Here is a 13,852-nt window from a genome sequence, read left to right on the forward strand (position 1 = left end):
TCATACTTGGCCGCATGGTGCCCCCATCATGCGTGGGGGTATGAACACACGAGCTTACGACACCAGCAACGACCCGTCCTTGGGACGGTGGCGACGGGCGGTTTCGTCCTGGCTGGGTCTGTTCCTGCTGGTGTTCAACCTGACGGCGGGCGGCGCCCTGCCGGTCCAGTCCAGCACCCTCGACCTGAGCAGCGACCACATGATCGTCTGTACCGTTGGCGGTATGGCGGTCGTCGATCGCAACGGTACTCCGGTCCCCCCCGAACATGCCGGCGTCAACGGTTTCTGCGGCGCCTGCCTGCCGTTGCTCCACGGCGCCGTGATCACCCCGATCGCGACGCTTCTGCCGCAACCCTTCGTCCAGCCCCTGCCACGGGTCCACCACACCGAAGCCGAACCGGTCCTGGTGGAACGCCCGCTCCGGCTGGCCAATCCCCGCGCGCCCCCGGCCGCCTGACCGTATACAGCCAGAACCGGCCGCTTCCTTGGCGGCCATACACTGTATTCGGCCGGGCCGTCAGCCCGGTGCGGGGAGAGTATCTATGATCGACCGCTTGCAACGCGGGTCGCGGGCCACGTCCTGCGCCCTGATCGCCCTTGCCCTTGCTTTGCCGGCCAGCGCGCTGGCCCAATCCGCCGTCGAACTGCCGCCGGTGCCGGTGGACACCGCCGAGCCGGAGCCCCAGGCCACCCTGGGCACCACCGAGATTTCGGGTGACGAACTGAAGGCCAAGCAAAAGGCCAGCGGCGACACCGCCGACCTGTTGAAGGGGGTGCCCGGCGTCAGCCTGTATTCCGCCGGCGGCGCCTCCAGCCTACCGGTCATCCACGGTCTGGCCGACGACCGCCTGAACGTGCGGGTCAACGACATGCCGATCACCTCGTCGTGTCCCAACCACATGAATCCGGCCTTGTCCTACATCTCGCCGACCCAGGTCGGAACCATCGAGGTGCTGCCGGGCGTCACCCCGGTCAGCTATGGCGGCGACAGCATCGGCGGCACCATCAAGGTGGAAACCCCCGATCCCAAATTCGCCGCGCCGGGCGAGGATTTGCTGACCACCGGCCAAATGTTCCTGAACTACAGCAGCAACGCCCACGCCTTCACCACCGGCGGCGACATCACCGCCGCGACCGAGAACGTCAGCGCCAAATATTCCGGGTCCTGGACACGAGCCGGCGACTACCATCGCGGCGGCGACGGCGCCCCCCAGCAAACCAGCCGCTACGGCATCCAGGACCATGCCGTCACCGTGGCCGCACGCAAGGACGGCGACCTGTTGGAAGCACAGGTCGGCTACCAGTTCCAGCCCTATCAGGGCTATCCCAACCAGCGCATGGACCTGACCGACAACGAAAGCATGTTCGGCAACCTACGCTACAAGGGCCAGTTTGGCTGGGGCCGGTTGGACGCCAGCGCCTATCTGCGCCACGTCGAGCACGAGATGAACTTCATCGGCGCGGTCAAAAGCTCCAGCACCATGCCCATGAACACCGAATCCGACGAATTCGGCTACAACCTCAAGGGCGACATTCCGCTGAACCAGAAGGACACCTTGCGCGTCGGCAACGAGTTCCAGCGCTATACCCTGGACGATTGGTGGCCGCCGACCAGCAACACCGCCAACGGCGGCATGAGCCCCGAGGATTTCTGGAACATCAACGACGGCGAACGCAACCGTATCGGCACCTTCGCCGAATGGGAACGCAAGTGGACGCCGCAATGGACCTCGCTGCTGGGCATCCGCAACGACACCGTGTGGATGGACACCAGCACCGCCAAGGGCTATTCCAACAACAACAACGCGGGCATCTCCTATCTCTCGGACGCCGCCGCGTTCAATGCCCAAAACCACGCCAAGACCGACGTCAACTTCGACCTGACCGCGCTGCTCAAGTACGAACACGACAAGAGCGCCGCCTACGAAGTGGGCTATGCCCGCAAGACCCGCTCGCCCAACCTGTACGAGCGTTATGCGTGGTCCACCGGCTCGATGGCCTCGACCATGACCACTTGGTTCGGCGACGGCAACGGCTATGTGGGCGACATCAACCTGAGTCCCGAAGTGGCCCATACGCTGAGCGTCAGCGGCGACTGGCACGACCCGGCCAAGAAGGTCTGGGGCATCAAGGTCAGCCCCTATTACACCTATGTCCAGGACTACATCGACGCCGACAAGATGTGGGACTACACCGTTCCCAACGCCAACTGGAGCGGGTATAGCCTGTACAAGTTCGCCAACCACGACGCCGAGATGTTCGGCATCGACATCTCGGGCAACCGCGAGCTGTGGGACGACCTGGATTGGGGCCGCTACGTCTTCACCGGCAGCCTGTCGTGGGTGCGTGGTCGCAATCTGGACACCGGCGACAATCTTTACAACATCATGCCGCTCAACGCCCGGCTGGGCGTGGACCACAAGCTGGGCGGCTGGTCCAACGGCATCGAGGTGGAAGCGGTCGCCAGCAAGGATTTCGTGTCCAGCAACCGGCATGAGAACACCACCCCGGCCTATGCCCTGTTGAACCTGCGCACCGCCTACGAATGGGACAACCTGATCCTTTCGGCCGGCATCGACAACGTGTTCGACAAGCGCTACCACCTGCCGCTGGGTGGTGCCGATCTGGCCTACCGCAGCCCCAAGCCCCAAGGCAGCAACGTCTACGGCATGGGCCGTTCGTTCCTGGCCGGGATGACCCTCAAGTTCTGATGTTCCATGGCCCCGGCGCATCCGCGCCGGGGCTATCCTTCGCCCAAGGAGTACTGTTCGCCGTGATCGCCGACCGGCCGGACGATGTCACCATTCAACGACGCACCCCGGGATGGGCGTTGTCGGTGATGGTGCACGGCATGGCCGCCGCCGTCTGGATCATGGCCCCACCGTTGAACGCCGACCTGGCCGGCCCCGATTCCTTACAGGTGGAGATCCTGTTCGAACAGCCACCGCCGCCCGAACCGGAGCCCCCCCAGCCCGAACCGCCGAAACCGGAACCACCCAAACCCGAGCCCCCCAGGCCCGAGCCGCCAAAACCGGCGCCGAAACCCCGGCCGGCCGCGAAACCGTCCACCCCGGTCGTTTCCGAAACCCCGGTGTCTGAGCCGGCGCAGCCGGTGATGTCGGAGCAGCCCCCGCCCACCACCGCGCCGACGACAGCCAGCGCCGCCCCCGTGGCGGTGGCGACGCCGGTGGCTCGCAATGCCGGACGCGACGACTATCTGCGGATGGTCTGGAGCCGCATCATGCGGTTCCGCCCGGACAGGGTCCCCTTTGCCGGCACCACCCGGTTGTCCTTCATCCTGGGGAGCGACGGTTCCCTGTTGTCGGTGGAGATCGCCGAAAGCTCGGGCAGCGGCCTGTTGGACAGTGCCGCCCTTGAGGCGGTGCGGCGCGCCGCCCCGTTTCCGCCCCCCCCGACGACCTTCGGCAACGACTTGGCCTTCACCATTCCGTTCCAGTTCCGCCCCAGACGCTGATCAGTAGCGCAGTTCCACCACCGTCTTCGTCGGCGCGCCCTCGCTCACGTCAAAGGCGCTGGGCTCGAATTTCGGCGGCCCCGACACCTCGGGATTGTTGGACAGGCCATAGCCTTCGGTCGGGATCATGCCGAGAAAGCGGTCCATTTCGCCGTTGCCGTTCTCGTCATGGTAGACCACCACCGCGTAGCGGCCCGCGGCGAGACCGGAAAAGGTGAACACCTGTTGCCCGACATGGGCGGGCTGGCTTTGACGCGCCAACGCCTTGTCCTCCTTGCGGAAGGTCGCCGGGTCCACGTAAAGGGCCACCTTCACCGCTCCCTTGTCGTGTTTGACGCCGTCCACCACCACCTGAACCTCGGCGGCGGAGGCCGCCGTATTCCAGACGACGGCGGCCAGCAACAGACCAACACCCGACCTGACATTCATCCTCTGTCTCCCGTGGTTTCACGCAGCCCCCAGGCCACATGAGTTATCACTATTCCAAACAACACCGTAACACATTGCCAATGATGCATTTATTAAGGAAAGGAAATCCATGCGAATTGTCATGGAGGCAATTCGTGACCATCGCCATGGTGGTCCAGCCCCTTTCCGCACCGAGGTCGCCGGCATGTCCGCCTCTTTTCCCGTTTCCCAGCCCCCCGATTTCCAGGCTCTTTGTGAGGCGCTGGACGACGAATACCGGGCCCGCGCCACCTATCGCGCCGTCATTGGCCGCTTCGGCCCGGTACTGCCATTCGCCAACATCGTTCACGCCGAACAACGCCACATCGACACCTTGCTGGGGCTGTTCTCCGCCCGTGGTTGGGAAGCCCCGGCAGACCGCTGGAACGCCAACGTCGAACCTCCCGAAACCGTCGCCCAGGCCTGTCGCGCCGGAGCCGAGGCCGAACGGGACAACGTCGCCCTTTACGACCGCATCACCGCCCAGGCGTCCGACCCGGAGATTCTTGCGGCGTTCACCAGTTTGCGTGCGGCTTCGCAGGAACGGCACCTGCCTGCCTTCCTGCGCCATATCGAAGGCCGAGGCTGTGGTCAAAGACATGCCGTTCCCTGAAACGACGGCTGCAACCATTTCAATATAGGTATAAATCACAATATTAGTGATTGCGAATTATCAACGCGCATTTTTGAAATGGTCCGTAATTGCTGGATTTTGCGCACCCGTTTTCACGAACTGGCGCGCGAAAGCTGTTGCAACAATCAAAAAGCGCGCCAACGGCGCCTCGGGACGTCCACCGTCATGAGAAAGATACTCCACGCCCTGGGCATGGTCGCCCTGCTGTGCTTGCCCGGCGGTGCCGCCTGGGCCAGCAGCACCGCCGACCACAGCAAGTTCGAATCCCTCAAGGGACCGTTCGCCTCGGGCCCCGAGGTGACCAAGGCCTGTCTGGCCTGTCACACCGAGGCCAGCCATCAGGTGATGAAGTCGGTCCACTGGACCTGGGACATCACCAATCCCCAAACCGGCAAGCGTCTGGGCAAGGCGCGCACCGCCAACAGCTTCTGCGGCTCGCCGGTGTCGAACGAGCCGCGCTGCACCTCGTGCCATGCCGGCTACGGCTGGACCGACGTGCGCCAGCCGGCTCCCACCGACCCTAATGCCGTCGATTGTCTGGTCTGCCACGACCGTTCGGGACAATATTCCAAGGTCGCCACCGACGCCGGCCACCCGCTTTACGAACCGCGCATGATCGGTGGCAAGCTCAAGCAGCCGCCGGACCTGATCAAGGCGGCGCAAAGCGTCGGCGACCCCGGCCGCGACAATTGCGGCGCCTGCCATTTCAACGGCGGCGGCGGCGACGCGGTCAAGCACGGCGACCTGGATTCGTCGCTGAAGAAACCGTCGCGCGAGTTGGACGTGCACATGTCGGCCGATGGCGCCAACATGACCTGCGCCACCTGCCACACCTTCAACGACCACATCCCATCCGGGTCGCGTTACATGACCCAGGCCAAGGACCCGCACGGCCTTGACCTGCCCAAGGACGACCACAACCGCGCCACCTGCGAATCGTGCCACGGCGACACGCCGCACCAACAGGCCAAGCTGAACGACCACACCGACAAAGTGGCCTGCCAGACCTGCCACATCCCGGAATTCGCCCGTGGCGGCATCGCCACCAAGACGTGGTGGGACTGGTCGACCGCCGGGCGCAAGGACGCCGACGGCAAGCCCATCTTCATCAAGGACGAGCACGGACATCTCAGCTATTCCGCCGAAAAGGGCGACTTCCGCTATGGCGAGAACGTGCGGCCGACCTATCGCTGGTACAACGGCATCATCGATCCCATCAACATGGGCGAAAATATCGACGATTCCGGCATCCTGGTGCTGAACACGCTGCATGGCGGCCCCGACGATCCCAAGGCTCGCATCTGGCCGTTCAAGGAAATGCGCGGCAAGCAGCCTTATGACCCGGAACTGAAGACGCTGTTGATCAACCACGTCTTCGGCCAGGACGACAGCGCCTTCTGGACCCATTTCGACATCCAGAAGGCCATCAAGTTCGGCATGGAATATGCCGGCATGCCGTGGAGCGGCAAGATCGACTTCATCGAGACGCGCATGTACTGGCCCATCACTCACATGGTGGCGCCCAAGGAACAGGCGGTGAAGTGCGGCGAATGCCATACCGGTTCCGCCGACGGCCGGCTGGCCGACCTGCCCGGCTTCTACATGCCCGGCCGGGATGGTTCCAAGCTTCTCGACATTCTCGGTTTCCTGGCTCTGGGCGGCGCCATCGCCGGCGTCATCGTCCACGGCCTGCTGCGCATCGTGTTGAAGGGGAAATCCCGCCATGAATAAACGCGAAGTCATGATCTACACGCGCTACGAGCGCTTCTGGCACTGGTCCCAGGCCATCCTGATCTTCACCTTGTTCTTCACCGGGCTTCGGGTACACGGCAGCCACGAGTTGATTCCGTTCGGTCTGGCGGTGAACATCCACACCTGGGCGGCCATCGCCCTCATGGTGCTGTGGGTGTTCACCACGTTCTGGAACTTCACCACCGGCCAGTGGCGGCAATACCTGTTCAAGAAGGGGATCATGAAGGTGATCCGCTTCTACGCCTACGGCATCCTGGTGGGCGAGCCGCACCCCTATAAGAAGTCGTTGCAGCGCAAGCAGAACGCCCTGCAATCCCTGGCCTACATGACCTTCATGACGCTGATCGGCCCGGCGTTGTGGCTTACCGGCATCCTTTACCTGCTCTACAACCTGTGGAGCCATTTCTCGTGGTCGGGCGAGGCCCTGTGGGTGGTGGCACTGCTGCACACCGCCGCCGCCTTCGCCATGGGGACCTTCGTGGTCATCCACGTCTACATGACGACCACGGGCAAGACCCCCTTGCACTACGTCAAGACCATGATCACCGGCTACGACGCCGTCGAACTGTCCGAGGTCGAGGAAGCCTATCTCAAGGAAACCAAGGCGGCGGATATCCGCTAGGAACGGCCCGGAATGCTGAATGTCTTTTCCGAGAACGTTCCCTTCGTCTTTCGCCCGGCGCCATTGACGCCGGGCGAAGTTTCCCTGTTGCTGGCCGCCCGCCCCCGGCCGGTCGCGCGTCATCAGTTGACCCGCGACCAGTTGCGCGTCGCCGAGGAGCTTGTGCGACTCGGCTATCTCAGCAAGACTGCCGAGGAACGAAAGCGGCGGGACCGGATGTTCCGGCTGACCCGCCGGGGTCTCGACTGGCTGTACGACAACGGCCTGTTCGACGGCCCGCGATTTGTGGAGCAACCGCACGATCCATGAGTCTGGGTGTGGCGATGACGGGTCTGGCCGGCGGCGTGGCACTTGTCGCCGGGCTGCGCTGGGTGGTGTGGCGGGGGTTTCGCGCCCCGCGTATGGCCGTTGACGCCACCCCGGCCACCCATGGACTGGCCTTCGACGACGTTTCCTTTGCCACCGCCAACGGCAAGACCTTGTCCGGCTGGATGGTGCCGGCGGCTCCCGGCGCCCCCTTGGTGGTGATGATGCATGGCTGGGGCGCCAACGCCGCCACCTTGCTGCCGCTGGCCGCCCAACTGCACAGCCACGGCTTTTCCCTTCTGCTGCTCGACGCCCGCAGCCACGGCCGCAGCGAGGAGGACACCTTTTCCTCGATGCCCCGATTCGCCGAGGACATCGAGGCGGCCTTGTCCTGGCTGGGTCCCCGGCGGGAAAAAATCGTGCTGCTGGGGCATTCCGTGGGCGGCGCCGCCGCGATCCTGGCGGCATCACGCCAAAACGGCGTGGCGGCGGTGGTCAGCCTGTCGGCCTTCGACCATCCCGAGCGGGTGATGCGTACCTATCTGGACCGCGCCCACATCCCCTTCCGTCCCTTCGGCTGGCTGGTGTGCCGCTATGTCGAACGCATCATCGGCCACCGTTTCGACGCCATCGCCCCCGTCGCCACCATCGGCCACGTGCGCTGCCCGGTACTGATCGGACACGGCACCGACGATTCCATGGTGTCGCCCGACGCCGCCCAGGCCATCGCCGCCAGATCCGAAGGCCGGGCCGAACTGGTGCTGCTGGACGGAATCGGCCACGAAGGCCCCGAGGACTACACCGCCCTGGGACAGCTTCTGGCGGACTTCCTGCGCCGCGTCTTATCGGTATAAGTCCCCTTCGCCGTCATGGTCTTGCTCAAGGGTCGGCGGGGGGCTAACCTGCGGGAATGTTTCGCCTCCGGCGCCCGACACAGGAGCATCCCATGGACCTGAGTACCCGTTATCTCGGCCTGTCCCTCAAGTCGCCGCTGGTGATGTCGGCCTGTCCCCTGGGCCTTGACCTCGACGCCATCCGCAAGGCCGAGGAATGCGGGGCCGGCGCCGTCGTCCTGCCGTCCATCTTCCAAGAGGACATCGAGAACGAGATCGAGGAGATCGAGCATCTCGCCACCTTGGGCGATTCCGAGGCGCTGTCCTATTTCCCCACCCGACTTTCCGACAATCTGGGTCCCCAGAACTATCTGAACCTGATCCGCAAGGCGCGCGCCGCCGTGGACATGCCGGTGATCGCCAGCTTGAACGGCACGTCACGTTCGGGCTGGATCGACTATGCCCAACAGATGGAGGAAGCCGGCGCCAGCGCCATCGAGCTCAACGTCTTCTTCCTGCCCACCGACCTGGAATTGACCGGTATCGAGGTGGAAAACCGCCATGTCGATATCCTGAAGGCGGTCAAGCAGGCGGTATCGATCCCGGTTTCCATCAAACTCAGCCCCTATTTCAGTTCGCCCGGCGCCATGGTCCGCACGCTGGACGAAACCGGCGCCGACGGCTTCGTGCTGTTCAACCGCTTCTACCAGCCCGACATCGACCTTGAGGAACTGACCCTGCAACGCGACCTCAGGCTCAGCCATCGCGGCGAGATCCGTCTGCCGCTGCTGTGGATCGCCGCGCTTTCGGGCAAGGTCAAGGGCTCGCTGGCCGCCACCTCGGGCGTGCAAAGCGCCGCCGAAGTGGTGAAATACCTGTTCGCCGGCGCCGACGTGGTGATGACCGCCTCGGCGCTGATCCGCCACGGGGTGGGCCACCTCAAGGTGTTGCACGACGGCTTGGTCGCCGACCTCACCCAGCGCGAAGCCAGTTCGGTGGCCGACATCCGTGGCCGCCTGAGCCGCGACAAGGTGGCCGACCAGACCGCCTTCGACCGCGTGAATTACATCCGCATCCTGCGCGGCGGCCGTTACATCGCCTGAAGCACGAGGGAAACATGAGCGAAGACCTGATCAGCGCCGGCAACATCGCCAAGGAACTGGGCGTGTCGGACGCCAAGGTAAAGAAGGCCATCAAGGAATTGGCCATCGAACCCGCGGCCAAGCGTGGCGTGTGCAGCTTCTACAGCCGCGACGCGGTGAGCAGGATCAAGGCCGCCCTGAGATGACGCACGGGGAGCGGAGCCCAAAGAAACCCTTGGGTTCCGCCCTCGTCACCTTGACATTCATCAAGGGCGCCGCCACAGTCCCGTCATCATGAGTGGGGCCATTCACCGCCAGCGTCACACCACCAGCACGGGGCCGTCCCTGGGACACGCCCGGCGGATGGTCGTGTCCTGGCTGGGCCTGATCCTGCTGGCCCTCAACATCCTGGGAGCCGGCGCCCTGCCCGCCCAGGCCGAGGGGGGCACTCCGCTTTTCGCCCAGGAACTGCTGGGTGACCGCATCATGATCTGTACCGCCGCCGGCATGGTGGCGATGGATCGCGACGGCAACATCATCGACACCCAAGGCCCCTCTTCGGGCTATACCGGGTTCTGTGTCTACTGCCTGCCGCTGATGCATGGCGACGCCGCCGCCCCGGTACCGGCCGTGGCCGTCCAGCCCCCTGCCGTACCGGCACAAGAACCGGTGCCGGTTCCAACGGCGCCGCAAACCGTCGCTTCGGCGTCGCTTCGCGGCGCCGCCACCCCCCAGGCCCCCCCAGCCATCTGACACGGAACGCATTGCGCCGCCGGCCTTGCCGCCGCTGCCACTTTCCTCCGTCCCGAGGTTGGAATGCCCCTGTCCGATTCCCCGCCGCCCACGGACCACCGTGGCGGAGATTGGTCCTACGACCAACTTTACTCCCATAGTCGCGTCACCCTGCGCCCGGCCCTGGCCGGCCGTCTGGGCAGTGCGCACGAAGCCGACGACGTGCTGCATGACGCCTTCGTGCGGTTGCTGCAAAATTATGCTCGCGACGACTTGCGCAACCCACTCGCCATGCTGGCGCGCATCGCGCTCAACATCGTGCGCGACAAGGCACGACGCAACACCGTTCGCCGCGAGGCACTGTCGCGCGAGATCGAGCCACCCTGCTGCGTGGCACCGCCGCCCGACCCCGAGGCCGGATTGATCGAGCGCCAACACCTGGCCAGCCTGCGCGACGCCATCGATTCCCTGCCCCCACGCTGCCGCGAGGTATTCTTGTTGCATCGGATCGAGGGGCTCCCCCAAGGCGAGGTCGCCAGCCTGCTCGGCATCTCGCGCAGCGGCGTCGAGAAGCAATTGCTGCGTGCCAACCTTAAGCTGCGCAGCACGTTGTCTCATCCATCCCCTCGTGCCATTGACAGCCCCCAGGATAACAAGGCTTGATGGCAGCATGTCCGCCGATCCTGACCACATGATAACCTGGGCGAGCGCGGAGCTGCGGCGGCATTACGCCCCCGAGATCGCCGCCCTGAAACAGCGTGCCGCACGCAACCGTTTGCGTCGTCGCGTCCTGGCCGGAGCGTTGGCCGCGATCATGCTGGCAATGGGCACGACTTTGTCCATGGGCTGGCGAACGGTGGCGGCGCCAGCCACCGCACCGTTGACCCTGACCCTGGCGGACGACATCCGCCTGGACCTGGATGCCGGAGCCTCGGTGGAATTGCCGTTGCTGCCGTGGCGCCATCGGGCACGGGTCGTGGACGGCGAAGTGGTCTTCGACATCCGCCACGATGACAACCGTCCGTTCGAAGTGGTGGTCGGCGACACTCGCCTGACCGACCTGGGCACCCGCTTTCTTGTCAGCCGTACCGGCGACACCCTGTCTTTGGCGGTCTATGACGGCAAGGTCATGGTGAATACCGCCCAGGGTTTGGCAGCCATGGTGACGCCCGGCCATGCGGTAAACGTCACTCGCGACACCATCACGCCACATCCGTTGACCGACGAAGCCCTGGCCATCGGATGGCGCGATGGCCTGCTGATCTTCCGGGACACTCCACTGTCCGATGTCGTGGTACGGCTGTCACGCTATCGCGCCCAGCCAGTGCAGGTTGGTGCCCCCGTCCTGAACAGGCTCAAGGTCAACGGTGTGTTCCACATCGCCGACGCCGACTCCAGCCTTGCCATCTTGCAACAGGCTCTGCCGGTGCGCGTACAGCAAGAAACGAATCGTATCCTTCTGTTCCCCGCCACCGGCCGGACCACCCCACCCAGCCGCCGCTGACTTTTTTCCGCCGCCCAGGTGAGGATTCCCGAAGGCCGTCCGTCTATAGCCGTCAGTTCAGTCGAACGGACCGCGTCATGGATTGCCGAAAAGGATCGGACATGCTGGGGGATTACTGGAAAAGCCGCCCGTCACTGGCGGCAATGGTGGCGATGGCGATGACGGTCATAGCGGTGCCGGAAGCTTGGGCCGCTGAAACCCGCGTCATGCTGGACCTGCCGGCACAGTCCTTGGCCTCGGCTCTGGAATCCCTGGCCACCGCCACCCACACCCAGTTTTTGTATTCCGCCGAATTGGTGCGAGGCCGGAACGCCCCGGCGGTGAAAGGCCCCCTGACCCCGTCCGAAGCCCTGTACGTCCTGCTGTCGGACAGCGGTCTGGAAGCCCGTGCCACCGGTGAAGATTCCTTTACCCTGGTCAACGCCTCCGCCTCTGCGACACAATTGGCCCCGGTCGTGGTCACCGCCCAGCCGGAGGACCTGAATTACAAGGCCAGCACCGCCACGATCGGCGGCAAAAGTCCGGTTCCATTGCGCGAGATCGCCAATTCGGTGTCGGTCATCACCCGAGAGCGCATGGACGACCAGAACCTGACCGACGTGGACCATGCCCTGACCTGGGCCACCGGCGTCGAGACCCGCCCCAACGACGGCGCGCAAAGCCAATATTATTCGCGCGGCTTCGCCCTGTCGGTGATGAACGACGGCATGCCGTCCTATGACAGCGCCTCCGGCTATCAGCAATTCGATCTGGCCATGTATGAACGCATCGAGGTCCTGCGCGGCCCGACGGGCCTGATGCAGGGCAGCAGCGAACCGGCCGGGTCGATCAATCTGGTGCGTAAGCGGCCGACCGACACGGTACAGGCGTCCATGACCGCCTCGGCCGGAAGCTGGAACAACTACCGCACCACCGCCGACGTCAGCACGCCGCTGACCGACGACAAGACGCTGAAGGGCCGCTTCGTCGCCACCTTCACCGACCGCGACTATTTCTACGACAACGCCCACAGCCAGAAATGGTTCGGCTACGGCATCCTGGAATACGCCCCCAATCCCGACTGGAAATTCGACTATTCCGTCGCCTACCAGAACGACGACAACCAACCGCTGGGCGGGCTTCCCACCTATTCCGACGGACAGCCCATCGATTTCAGCCGCTCAGCCAACACCAACACGCCGTGGACGTGGTCGGAATGGGTGACGCACGAGGAAAAGCTGGAAGCCGAGCGCCGTTTCAGCAACGGCTGGACCGCCAAGGTTGGGGGCAGTTGGCGCGAACAGACCTTCGCCTGGAAGGATGGTTATGCCGCAGGGGTGAACCGCGCCACCAACACCGCCAACTACACCCTGCGCGACCGCGACTACGTCTATTACCGCAAGGCCGCCGACGCCTCGATCGAAGGACCGTTCAAACTGTTCGGGCGCGAGCATTCGCTGCTGCTCGGCACCAACATCGACATCTTCAATTACCAAGGCGATTGGGGCAACAACCTGACCGTCAACAATGTCAACATCTTCAACACCGGCGGCATTGCCGAACCCACGCTGGCCCACACCGAGGGCACCGAAACCCGCACCACCCAATACGGCCAATACGGCCAGTTGCGGTTCCGCGCCCTCGACCCGCTGTTGTTGATCGTCGGCGGCCGCAACACCAGCTTCGATTCCAAGAACCACTCCATGACCGGCTCGAACTGGGGTACCTGGAAACAGGGCGCCAAGGCCATGAACGAGTTCGTCCCCTATGCGGGCGCCGTTCTCGACGTCACCAAGGAAACCTCGGTCTACGGCAGTTATTCGGAAATCTTCGTGCCGCAAACCAATATGACCGTATCCGGCAGCGTGCTGCCACCGCGCAAGGGCTGGCAGACCGAGGTGGGCGTCAAGAACGACTTCCTGGACGGCAAGCTGTCGGCCACCCTGGCCGCCTTCCTGGTGCGCGACGTCAACCGCGCCATCACCGACCCCAGCAACAGCAATTATTCCATCGCCGCCGGCGAGGTCGAGAGCAAGGGCTGGGAAGCCGAGGTCACCGGCAGCCCCGTGGACGGCCTCAAGCTGACGGCGGGCTATACCTACCTGACCACCCAATACGGCAATTCCGGCAACAGCACCGGCAACACTTTCCAGACCTGGATGCCGCGCCACAGCTTCAAGACCTGGGGCGTCTACAGCTTCGGCGAGGGCAGCGGGCTGGGCGGTTTCAGCGTCGGCGCGGGCGTCATCGCCAAAAGCCAGACCTACAGCAGCAACACCCAGCTTCACCAGAACGCCTATGCGGTGGTGGACGCCCAGATCGGCTATCAGTTGAACGATAATCTGGCGGTGACGCTGACCGGCACCAATCTGTTCGACAACGAATATTGGGCCAAGATGCTGACCAGCACCAACAACCTGTACGGCGAGCCGCGCAGCTTCGTCCTGGCGATCAAGGCCTCCATGTAATACCAAGGCTCGCTGATT

General features: G+C 64.3%; 15 protein-coding genes. 14 read left to right on the forward strand and 1 reads right to left on the reverse strand.

All coding sequences use genetic code 11. The annotated features are described in order from the left end of the window. Window positions 1-40: 40 nt before the first annotated feature. The 3 genes from G4223_RS02140 (at window position 41) to G4223_RS20335 (ending at window position 3,475) form a co-directional block, all read left to right on the forward strand. Window positions 41-457 carry a DUF2946 family protein gene (locus tag G4223_RS02140; protein ID WP_163674346.1) on the forward strand — a complete coding sequence of 139 codons (417 nt, stop codon included), beginning with the start codon at window positions 41-43 and terminating at the stop codon, window positions 455-457. Window positions 458-542: 85 nt separating this feature from the next. Then, entirely contained in the window at window positions 543-2,711 is a 2,169-nt protein-coding gene (locus G4223_RS02145) for a TonB-dependent receptor (RefSeq protein ID WP_163674350.1), read from the forward strand. Window positions 2,712-2,773: 62 nt separating this feature from the next. Further along, on the forward strand, window positions 2,774-3,475 hold the full coding sequence (locus G4223_RS20335; RefSeq protein WP_163674352.1) for a TonB family protein: 702 nt from the start codon (window positions 2,774-2,776) through the stop codon (window positions 3,473-3,475). Here the strand turns inward: G4223_RS20335 and G4223_RS02155 are convergent, their stop codons facing one another. After that, on the reverse strand, window positions 3,476-3,904 hold the full coding sequence (locus G4223_RS02155) for a DUF2141 domain-containing protein (protein WP_163674355.1): 429 nt from the start codon (window positions 3,902-3,904) through the stop codon (window positions 3,476-3,478). Window positions 3,905-4,013: 109 nt separating this feature from the next. Between G4223_RS02155 and G4223_RS02160 the strand changes: the two genes are divergently transcribed. The 11 genes from G4223_RS02160 (at window position 4,014) to G4223_RS02210 (ending at window position 13,834) form a co-directional block, all read left to right on the forward strand. Then, entirely contained in the window at window positions 4,014-4,535 is a 522-nt protein-coding gene (locus G4223_RS02160) for a ferritin-like domain-containing protein (RefSeq protein WP_205762328.1), read from the forward strand. Window positions 4,536-4,721: 186 nt separating this feature from the next. Next, window positions 4,722-6,287 carry a tetrathionate reductase family octaheme c-type cytochrome gene (locus tag G4223_RS02165; RefSeq protein ID WP_163674358.1) on the forward strand — a complete coding sequence of 522 codons (1,566 nt, stop codon included), beginning with the start codon at window positions 4,722-4,724 and terminating at the stop codon, window positions 6,285-6,287. Continuing rightward, entirely contained in the window at window positions 6,280-6,930 is a 651-nt protein-coding gene (locus tag G4223_RS02170; RefSeq protein ID WP_163674361.1) for a cytochrome b/b6 domain-containing protein, read from the forward strand. The genes G4223_RS02165 and G4223_RS02170 overlap by 8 nt, the downstream gene beginning before the upstream one ends. A 12-nt stretch (window positions 6,931-6,942) precedes the next feature. Further along, the gene (locus G4223_RS02175; protein WP_163674364.1) at window positions 6,943-7,239 is read left to right on the forward strand and encodes a hypothetical protein; all 297 of its coding nucleotides are present in this window, start codon (window positions 6,943-6,945) and stop codon (window positions 7,237-7,239) included. Beyond that, window positions 7,236-8,090: an alpha/beta hydrolase gene (locus G4223_RS02180; protein WP_163674366.1), complete on the forward strand. Its 855-nt coding sequence runs from the start codon at window positions 7,236-7,238 to the stop codon at window positions 8,088-8,090. Before G4223_RS02175 ends, G4223_RS02180 begins: the two co-directional genes overlap by 4 nt. 92 nt (window positions 8,091-8,182) lie before the next feature. After that, complete coding sequence (locus G4223_RS02185) at window positions 8,183-9,172, forward strand: dihydroorotate dehydrogenase-like protein (protein WP_163674369.1); 990 nt, start codon at window positions 8,183-8,185, stop codon at window positions 9,170-9,172. A 14-nt stretch (window positions 9,173-9,186) separates the two neighbouring features. After that, the gene (locus G4223_RS02190; protein ID WP_163674372.1) at window positions 9,187-9,357 is read left to right on the forward strand and encodes a hypothetical protein; all 171 of its coding nucleotides are present in this window, start codon (window positions 9,187-9,189) and stop codon (window positions 9,355-9,357) included. A gap of 88 nt (window positions 9,358-9,445) precedes the next feature. Next, window positions 9,446-9,904, forward strand: coding sequence for a DUF2946 family protein (locus tag G4223_RS02195; protein ID WP_163674375.1), 459 nt, complete (start codon window positions 9,446-9,448; stop codon window positions 9,902-9,904). 63 nt (window positions 9,905-9,967) lie between these two features. Then, window positions 9,968-10,546 (forward strand): RNA polymerase sigma factor, encoded by a 579-nt coding sequence (locus G4223_RS02200; RefSeq protein ID WP_163674378.1) that lies wholly within the window; start codon window positions 9,968-9,970, stop codon window positions 10,544-10,546. A 7-nt stretch (window positions 10,547-10,553) separates the two neighbouring features. Further along, window positions 10,554-11,387 (forward strand): FecR family protein, encoded by an 834-nt coding sequence (locus G4223_RS02205; protein WP_163674381.1) that lies wholly within the window; start codon window positions 10,554-10,556, stop codon window positions 11,385-11,387. 77 nt (window positions 11,388-11,464) lie between these two features. After that, a complete protein-coding gene (locus tag G4223_RS02210) occupies window positions 11,465-13,834 on the forward strand; it encodes a TonB-dependent siderophore receptor (protein ID WP_163674384.1) in 2,370 nt (789 codons plus the stop codon). The last annotated feature ends 18 nt before the right edge of the window (window positions 13,835-13,852 follow it).

The sequence above is a fragment of the Magnetospirillum aberrantis SpK genome (assembly GCF_011022235.1).
Taxonomy (GTDB): domain Bacteria; phylum Pseudomonadota; class Alphaproteobacteria; order Rhodospirillales; family Magnetospirillaceae; genus Magnetospirillum; species Magnetospirillum aberrantis.

Excerpts from the sequence above, each read along its gene's own strand:
- G4223_RS02140 (WP_163674346.1), top strand. The coding sequence starts at position 41 with ATGAACACACGAGCTTACGACACCAGCAACGACCCGTCCTTGGGACGG.
- G4223_RS02145 (WP_163674350.1), top strand. The coding sequence starts at position 543 with ATGATCGACCGCTTGCAACGCGGGTCGCGGGCCACGTCCTGCGCCCTG.
- G4223_RS02155 (WP_163674355.1), bottom strand. The coding sequence starts at position 3,904 with ATGAATGTCAGGTCGGGTGTTGGTCTGTTGCTGGCCGCCGTCGTCTGG.
- G4223_RS02160 (WP_205762328.1), top strand. The coding sequence starts at position 4,014 with ATGCGAATTGTCATGGAGGCAATTCGTGACCATCGCCATGGTGGTCCA.
- G4223_RS02165 (WP_163674358.1), top strand. The coding sequence starts at position 4,722 with ATGAGAAAGATACTCCACGCCCTGGGCATGGTCGCCCTGCTGTGCTTG.
- G4223_RS02170 (WP_163674361.1), top strand. The coding sequence starts at position 6,280 with ATGAATAAACGCGAAGTCATGATCTACACGCGCTACGAGCGCTTCTGG.
- G4223_RS02175 (WP_163674364.1), top strand. The coding sequence starts at position 6,943 with ATGCTGAATGTCTTTTCCGAGAACGTTCCCTTCGTCTTTCGCCCGGCG.
- G4223_RS02180 (WP_163674366.1), top strand. The coding sequence starts at position 7,236 with ATGAGTCTGGGTGTGGCGATGACGGGTCTGGCCGGCGGCGTGGCACTT.
- G4223_RS02185 (WP_163674369.1), top strand. The coding sequence starts at position 8,183 with ATGGACCTGAGTACCCGTTATCTCGGCCTGTCCCTCAAGTCGCCGCTG.
- G4223_RS02190 (WP_163674372.1), top strand. The coding sequence starts at position 9,187 with ATGAGCGAAGACCTGATCAGCGCCGGCAACATCGCCAAGGAACTGGGC.
- G4223_RS02195 (WP_163674375.1), top strand. The coding sequence starts at position 9,446 with ATGAGTGGGGCCATTCACCGCCAGCGTCACACCACCAGCACGGGGCCG.
- G4223_RS02200 (WP_163674378.1), top strand. The coding sequence starts at position 9,968 with ATGCCCCTGTCCGATTCCCCGCCGCCCACGGACCACCGTGGCGGAGAT.
- G4223_RS02205 (WP_163674381.1), top strand. The coding sequence starts at position 10,554 with ATGTCCGCCGATCCTGACCACATGATAACCTGGGCGAGCGCGGAGCTG.
- G4223_RS02210 (WP_163674384.1), top strand. The coding sequence starts at position 11,465 with ATGGATTGCCGAAAAGGATCGGACATGCTGGGGGATTACTGGAAAAGC.